The organism is Leifsonia sp. Root4 (assembly GCF_001425085.1).
In the GTDB taxonomy this organism is placed as follows: Bacteria; Actinomycetota; Actinomycetes; order Actinomycetales; family Microbacteriaceae; genus Microterricola.
Genome location: NZ_LMDN01000002.1, coordinates 802896 through 811021, shown reverse-complemented (window position 1 = coordinate 811021; position 8126 = coordinate 802896). Strand labels below are relative to the sequence as shown.

2 protein-coding genes and 3 rRNA genes are annotated in these 8126 nt (G+C 57.8%); 4 read left to right on the top strand and 1 reads right to left on the bottom strand.

Annotated features, from left to right (window positions below):
* Positions 1 to 237 precede the first annotated feature (237 nt).
* The 4 genes from ASC66_RS09745 (at position 238) to ASC66_RS09730 (ending at position 7154) form a co-directional block, all read left to right on the top strand.
* Positions 238 to 1765: ribosomal RNA gene (locus ASC66_RS09745) — 16S ribosomal RNA — on the top strand.
* A gap of 446 nt (positions 1766 to 2211) precedes the next feature.
* Positions 2212 to 5327 (top strand): 23S ribosomal RNA (locus ASC66_RS09740).
* 292 nt (positions 5328 to 5619) lie between these two features.
* Positions 5620 to 5736 (top strand): 5S ribosomal RNA (gene rrf, locus ASC66_RS09735).
* The 16S, 23S and 5S rRNA genes sit together here, the layout of an rRNA operon.
* Positions 5737 to 5936: 200 nt before the next feature.
* A complete protein-coding gene (locus ASC66_RS09730) occupies positions 5937 to 7154 on the top strand; it encodes an amidase (protein ID WP_055838240.1) in 1218 nt (405 codons plus the stop codon).
* Positions 7155 to 7157: 3 nt separating this feature from the next.
* On the opposite strand, the gene ASC66_RS09725 is transcribed toward ASC66_RS09730, so the two are convergent.
* Positions 7158 to 8084: a LysR family transcriptional regulator gene (locus ASC66_RS09725; RefSeq protein ID WP_055838237.1), complete on the bottom strand. Its 927-nt coding sequence runs from the start codon at positions 8082 to 8084 to the stop codon at positions 7158 to 7160.
* Between the last annotated feature and the right edge of the window lie 42 nt (positions 8085 to 8126).

Below are 8126 nucleotides of genomic sequence, written 5' to 3'. Positions count from 1 at the left end.
AGCGGGAAGAATCCGGGTGCATCCGATCCTTGAGAACTCAACAGCGTGCACAATGTCAAATGCCAAAAACCTCGTACATCCTTGTGATGTAGGAGATTCCTTTGGAAAACATTTAAACAACAAAGCAAGTCAGTAATGATTTGTTCTGTCAGTTTCAAACTTGYYTCGGTGTCCGCCTATTCCGGTGGTGCTGAGGCGCAAAATGTGACGCCAGCTTGCTGGTTAGTCGTATAAACATTTACGGAGAGTTTGATCCTGGCTCAGGACGAACGCTGGCGGCGTGCTTAACACATGCAAGTCGAACGATGAAGGAAGAAGCTTGCTTCTTCTGGATTAGTGGCGAACGGGTGAGTAACACGTGAGCAATCTGCCCTTGACTCTGGGATAAGCGTTGGAAACGACGTCTAATACCGGATACGACCCTCGGAGGCATCTCCTGGGGGTGGAAAGAATTTTGGTCAAGGATGAGCTCGCGGCCTATCAGCTAGTTGGTGAGGTAATGGCTCACCAAGGCGACGACGGGTAGCCGGCCTGAGAGGGTGACCGGCCACACTGGGACTGAGACACGGCCCAGACTCCTACGGGAGGCAGCAGTGGGGAATATTGCACAATGGGCGAAAGCCTGATGCAGCAACGCCGCGTGAGGGATGACGGCCTTCGGGTTGTAAACCTCTTTTAGTAGGGAAGAAGCGAAAGTGACGGTACCTGCAGAAAAAGCACCGGCTAACTACGTGCCAGCAGCCGCGGTAATACGTAGGGTGCAAGCGTTGTCCGGAATTATTGGGCGTAAAGAGCTCGTAGGCGGTTTGTCGCGTCTGCTGTGAAATCTGGGGGCTCAACCCCCAGCCTGCAGTGGGTACGGGCAGACTAGAGTGCGGTAGGGGAGATTGGAATTCCTGGTGTAGCGGTGGAATGCGCAGATATCAGGAGGAACACCGATGGCGAAGGCAGATCTCTGGGCCGTAACTGACGCTGAGGAGCGAAAGCATGGGGAGCGAACAGGATTAGATACCCTGGTAGTCCATGCCGTAAACGTTGGGAACTAGATGTGGGGACCATTCCACGGTCTCCGTGTCGCAGCTAACGCATTAAGTTCCCCGCCTGGGGAGTACGGCCGCAAGGCTAAAACTCAAAGGAATTGACGGGGGCCCGCACAAGCGGCGGAGCATGCGGATTAATTCGATGCAACGCGAAGAACCTTACCAAGACTTGACATATACGAGAACGGGCCAGAAATGGTCAACTCTTTGGACACTCGTAAACAGGTGGTGCATGGTTGTCGTCAGCTCGTGTCGTGAGATGTTGGGTTAAGTCCCGCAACGAGCGCAACCCTCGTCCTATGTTGCCAGCACGTAATGGTGGGAACTCATGGGATACTGCCGGGGTCAACTCGGAGGAAGGTGGGGATGACGTCAAATCATCATGCCCCTTATGTCTTGGGCTTCACGCATGCTACAATGGCCGGTACAAAGGGCTGCGATACCGTAAGGTGGAGCGAATCCCAAAAAGCCGGTCTCAGTTCGGATTGAGGTCTGCAACTCGACCTCATGAAGTCGGAGTCGCTAGTAATCGCAGATCAGCAACGCTGCGGTGAATACGTTCCCGGGCCTTGTACACACCGCCCGTCAAGTCATGAAAGTCGGTAACACCCGAAGCCGGTGGCCTAACCCCTTGTGGGAAGGAGCTGTCGAAGGTGGGATCGGTGATTAGGACTAAGTCGTAACAAGGTAGCCGTACCGGAAGGTGCGGCTGGATCACCTCCTTTCTAAGGAGCACTCGAGGATGCGTCTGTCTACAGCGCTATCAACCTCGTAGCCATAACGGAGACACATGTTCTCCGGTGGCGCTCATGGGTGGAACATTGACATTGCTGCAACACGGACCTGTTTGGTTCTAGTACGCCTCACTTGTGGGGAAGGAACGAATTGAGCAGGCGAGGGTTGCAGGTGCACGCTGTTGGGTCCTGAAGGACCGGGTCACGTTTTGACGTGGACGACCTTCTGGACTTCGGTCAGGTAGGGCATAGGCGRAAGCCGGCGCTGCCTGGGGGAGTACCGCCCGTACTTTGAGAACTACACAGTGGACGCGAGCATCTTAGATTGATGTCTTCGGATGTCAATCACAAAGATTTTTTAGACGACRACTTCGGTTGTCGTTCAATCAATCATTGGTCAATTTTTCTGAACGAAAGATCGATTCAAACTCATGTGATTTCAAGATTCTAAGAGCAAACGGTGAATGCCTTGGCATGTAGAGCCGAAGAAGGACGTAGTAATCTGCGATAAGCCTCGGGGAGTTGATAAACGAACCCTGATCCGAGGATTTCCGAATGGGGAAACCCCGCCAGGTGCTTTCGGGCAACCTGGTGACTCCCGCCTGAATATATAGGGCGGGTAGAGGGAACGTGGGGAAGTGAAACATCTCAGTACCCACAGGAAGAGAAAACAATAGTGATTCCGTTAGTAGTGGCGAGCGAACCCGGAAGAGGCTAAACCGATCATGTGTGATAGCCGGCAGGCGTTGCATGGTCGGGGTTGCGGGACTTTTCTGCTGATTCTGCCGAACAGTGAGCGTTACAAAGGAATATAGACGAATACGTTTGAAAGCGTAGCCATAGACGGTGCCAGCCCGGTAGTTGAAATGTTCCAATGGCGCGAAGAGTATCCCAAGTAGCACGGGGCCCGAGAAATCCCGTGTGAATCTGTCAGGACCACCTGATAAGCCTAAATACTCCTACATGACCGATAGTGAACAAGTACCGTGAGGGAAAGGTGAAAAGTACCCCGGGAGGGGAGTGAAATAGTACCTGAAACCGTTTGCTTACAAACCGTTGGAGCCAGTCTGATTCTGGTGACAGCGTGCCTTTTGAAGAATGAGCCTGCGAGTTAGTGATCAGTGGCGAGCTTAACCCGTGAGGGGAATGCGTAGCGAAAGCGAGTCTTAATAGGGCGAATGAGTCGCTGGTCCTAGACCCGAAGCGAAGTGATCTATCCATGGCCAGGTTGAAGCGACGGTAAGACGTCGTGGAGGACCGAACCCACTTAGGTTGAAAACTGAGGGGATGAGCTGTGGATAGGGGTGAAAGGCCAATCAAACTTCGTGATAGCTGGTTCTCTCCGAAATGCATTTAGGTGCAGCGTTGCGTGTTTCTTGCCGGAGGTAGAGCTACTGGATAGCCGATGGGCCCTACAAGGTTACTGACGTTAGCCAAACTCCGAATGCCGGTAAGTGAGAGCGCAGCAGTGAGACAGTGGGGGATAAGCTTCATTGTCGAGAGGGAAACAACCCAGACCACCAACTAAGGTCCCAAAGCGCGTGCTAAGTGGGAAAGGATGTGGAGTTGCACAGACAACCAGGAGGTTGGCTTAGAAGCAGCCACCCTTGAAAGAGTGCGTAATAGCTCACTGGTCAAGTGATTCCGCGCCGACAATGTAACGGGGCTCAAGCRCGCCACCGAAGTTGTGGCATTGATATTTTTGGTAGGCCTTCGTGGTCCAGCCGTATTGATGGGTAGGAGAGCGTCGTGTGGCCAGTGAAGCGGCGGTGTAAACCAGCCGTGGAGGCCACACGAGTGAGAATGCAGGCATGAGTAGCGAAAGACGGGTGAGAAACCCGTCCTCCGGAAGACCAAGGTTTCCAGGGTCAAGCTAATCTTCCCTGGGTAAGTCGGGACCTAAGGCGAGGCCGACAGGCGTAGTCGATGGACAACGGGTAGATATTCCCGTACCGCAGAAGAACCGCCCAAGCTAATCCAGTAATGCTAAGTGTCTGAATCCCCGTGACGGATCCCTTCGGGGTGATGCGTGTGGGCCTAGCACACGACCCTATGCTGGTGCGGTTAGCGTATTAACAGGTGTGACGCAGGAAGGTAGCCGAGCCGGGCGATGGTTGTCCCGGTCTAAGGGTGTAGGCCGAGAGATAGGCAAATCCGTCTCTCATATAAGGCTGAGACCCGATGGGTAGACGTTAGTCGAAATCGGTGATCCTATGCTGCCAAGAAAAGCATCGACGCGAGGTTCAATGTGCCCGTACCCCAAACCGACTCAGGTGGTCAGGTAGAGAATACTAAGGAGATCGAGAGAATCGTGGTTAAGGAACTCGGCAAAATGCCCCCGTAACTTCGGGAGAAGGGGGGCCTGAGGCGTGAAGGGATTTACTCCTGGAAGCGTTTGAAGGCCGCAGAGACCAGTGGGAAGCGACTGTTTACTAAAAACACAGGTCCGTGCTAAGTCGCAAGACGATGTATACGGACTGACGCCTGCCCGGTGCTGGAAGGTTAAGAGGAACGGTTAGCGTAAGCGAAGCTGAGAATTTAAGCCCCAGTAAACGGCGGTGGTAACTATAACCATCCTAAGGTAGCGAAATTCCTTGTCGGGTAAGTTCCGACCTGCACGAATGGCGTAACGACTTCCCAGCTGTCTCAACCGCGAACTCGGCGAAATTGCACTACGAGTAAAGATGCTCGTTACGCGCAGCAGGACGGAAAGACCCCGTGACCTTTACTACAGCTTGGTATTGGTGTTCGGTGTGACTTGTGTAGGATAGGTGGGAGACTGTGAAGCTTGGACGCTAGTTCAGGTGGAGTCATTGTTGAAATACCACTCTGGTCACTCTGGACATCTAACTTCGAACCGTAATCCGGTTCAGGGACAGTGCCTGGTGGGTAGTTTAACTGGGGCGGTTGCCTCCCAAAAAGTAACGGAGGCGCCCAAAGGTTCCCTCAACCTGGTTGGCAATCAGGTGTCGAGTGTAAGTGCACAAGGGAGCTTGACTGTAAGACTGACAAGTCGAGCAGGGACGAAAGTCGGGACTAGTGATCCGGCAGTGGCTTGTGGAAGCGCTGTCGCTCAACGGATAAAAGGTACCTCGGGGATAACAGGCTGATCTTGCCCAAGAGTCCATATCGACGGCATGGTTTGGCACCTCGATGTCGGCTCGTCGCATCCTGGGGCTGGAGTAGGTCCCAAGGGTTGGGCTGTTCGCCCATTAAAGCGGTACGCGAGCTGGGTTTAGAACGTCGTGAGACAGTTCGGTCCCTATCCGCTGCGCGCGCAGGAAATTTGAAAGGATCTGACCCTAGTACGAGAGGACCGGGTTGGACGAACCTCTGGTGTGTCAGTTGTTCCGCCAGGAGCACCGCTGATTAGCTACGTTCGGAATGGATAACCGCTGAAAGCATCTAAGCGGGAAGCCGGCCTTGAGATGAGATTTCCATACCTTCGGGTGAGAGGCTCCCAGTAGACGACTGGGTTGATAGGCTGGATGTGGAAGCGAGGACTAAAGACTCGTGGAGCTGACCAGTACTAATAAGCCGATATCTTGAAAATCATTACACACACATCGTTGTAAGGCTGGTGTGTGTGGCACGGAGAAAGTCCGTGAGAATGCTTGCGTCCACTATGTGGTTCTCGATGTACGGTCGAGAACCAAACAAACAACCAACACTGGTTGTGCACCCCTTGGGTGNGAGAAAGTCCGTGAGAATGCTTGCGTCCACTATGTGGTTCTCGATGTACGGTCGAGAACCAAACAAACAACCAACACTGGTTGTGCACCCCTTGGGTGCTCACGGTGTTGACGTTGTGTTTGTTTGATTCACCTTGAATACATCAAGAGTGTTTCGGCGGCCATAGCGAGAGGGAAACGCCCGGTTACATTCCGAACCCGGAAGCTAAGACTCTCTGCGCCGATGGTACTGCAGGGGGGACCCTGTGGGAGAGTAGGACACCGCCGGACTTACTTTGGAAAAGACTCTCTGCGCCGATGGTACTGCAGGGGGGACCCTGTGGGAGAGTAGGACACCGCCGGACTTACTTTGGAAGAAAGCCACCCCCCAGGGGGTGGCTTTCTTTCGTTAAGCACCAGCAGAGGCCACCCACGCACGTGGGTGGCCTTCTTCCGTTAACAACTGCGGCCGTGTGGTGCATGATGTGGTGATGCCCAACGCTGATGTTCGAGCCATTCCCCCTGCCCACGACGAGTTCGCCGCGGCGGGCGCCGGCCACCGTGCGCTTCGCTCCTCCGAGTCGGCGATGCGCCTGCACCAGTCATCGAACATCGTGATCACCGACACGATGGAGCGTGCCCGCGCCACCGCTGTGCCTGCCCGCGGCATCCTCGACGGCTTCACGCTCGCGGTGAAGGACATGATCGATGTCGCCGGCCTGCCCACGACCAGGGGCTCGGCGCTCTACGGCGGGCTTGACGCCCTCGAGACGGCACCCAGCGTCTCGCGGCTCGAGGCTGCAGGAGCCATGCTCGTGGCCAAGGTCAACCTGCACGAGTTCGCATACGGGGTCAGCAACGAGAATCCGCACTGGGGTGATGTGGTGAACCCGCGCCACCCCGGGTTGATCCCCGGCGGATCGAGCGGCGGAACCGCCGCGGCCATCGCCGCCGGCATCGCCCGCATCGGGCTGGGGACTGACACCGCCGGATCGATCCGGATGCCGGCGGCCTGCTGCGGGGTGGTCGGGCTGCGGCCCCGCACCGGCAGCGTGCCCACCCGTGGCGTCGCCCCGTTGGCGCCATCGTTTGACGTCGTCGGTCCGATGGCAGCATCGGTATCGGACACCGCGCTCGCCTGGGCGGCGTTGACCGGTGAGAAGCCGGCGGCGGCCAGGCCTCTGCGCGGACTCGTCGTCGGAGTGATCGAGGGTTCAGCAGCGACGGAGCCGATGCGGGCCCGTGGCGCGCAACTCCGGCCGTTCACAGTGCCGGACGGGGTGCTCGACGCTTTCTGGCCGTCGTTCCGGGCCGAGGTCACGCGCACCCACGAAGGCACATACCCGCGTGCCGCTGACTCCTACAGTGCCAATGTGCGCGCCAAGCTCGCTGCGGCATCCGGAGTGTCCGCAGCAGAGCACAGGGCGGGGGTGGATGCCCTCGCTGCGTTACGCGCCGAGTTGTTGGCGCGGATGGAAGGCTTCGATGTGCTCGTCAGCGACACGTTGGGGTGCCCGACTCCGACAGTCGGAGCGGACGAGACCGCGTACCGGGACGCACTCGGCAGGCTCGTCGCGCCCTTCTCCGCGCTCGACCTGCCGGCTCTGGCCATCGGCAATCTGCAGATCATCGGCCGCACGGAGTCCGACGTGCTGGAAGTCGGACTCGGCTGGGAGCGAGAGGTGGGCACGATTCCCACAGCCAACTGACGGTCACACGGCATCCTGCCGGGCGACGCCGAGCTCTGCGAGGATCTCGGTCACCGCGCCCAGGAACACATCGGTCGCGGTCCCGGCGCCATCGGTCGGCGTCAGGGCGAAAACGCGACGGGCGAGCCTGAGCTCGGGAACGTCGAGCACGGTGACGCCGTCCGGCAGCTGATGCAGCGCCAGCGCGGGCACGAAAGACGCCGCGAAGCCCCCCGCGACGAGCTGGAGGGTGACCGTGTAGTCGTCGGAATGGCCAACGGTGCGTGGCCGCAGATCGCGCCCCCGGAACAAACGGTCGATGATGGCGGCATCGCTCGTTCCCGGGTGATGCACGACCCACGGCAGATTCGCCAGCTGGTGAACCGTCGTCGCCTCGTATGGGCGGAGGCCCCAGGCGCTCGGAACCACCACCCGATACTCGTCGTCGCCCAACCACTCCTGTCGCATTGCTTGCGGCCACGTGAGGGCGGTCTCGCCTACTTCGTAGACCAGGGCGATATCGAACTCTCGACCGGCGCGGATCTCTCGGATCGTCGGCGACGGATCGGCGACCCAGAAACGGAGGTCGACGTCGGATCCGTCCCATTCCGGACGGTCGCGCAGGCGAGCCAGCAACGGTCGGGCCAAGCTTGGGAAGACAGCCAGACGCAGTTCCTGTGCGATCGCACCGTGCGCGTTGGCCGTCGCGGCCAACAGGGCGTCGATGTCGGCGAGGACACGCACGGAATGCCGCGCCATCGCCGTGGCCGCCTCGGTGGGATGCGCGCTCCGCGCCGAACGCTCGAACAGTGGAACGCCGACGGCGCGCTCGAGCGCCGCCATCTGCTGAGACACCGCCGATGCGGTGTAGCCGAGCCGGTTGGCCGCCGCGGCGAAGGAGCCCAGGCGAACTGTTTCGAGGAGGGTGCGCAGGTGAATCGGATTGACCATCAGTTTTCCTTATGCTCAGCGCGGAAAGGTGTCGAGCCCAGG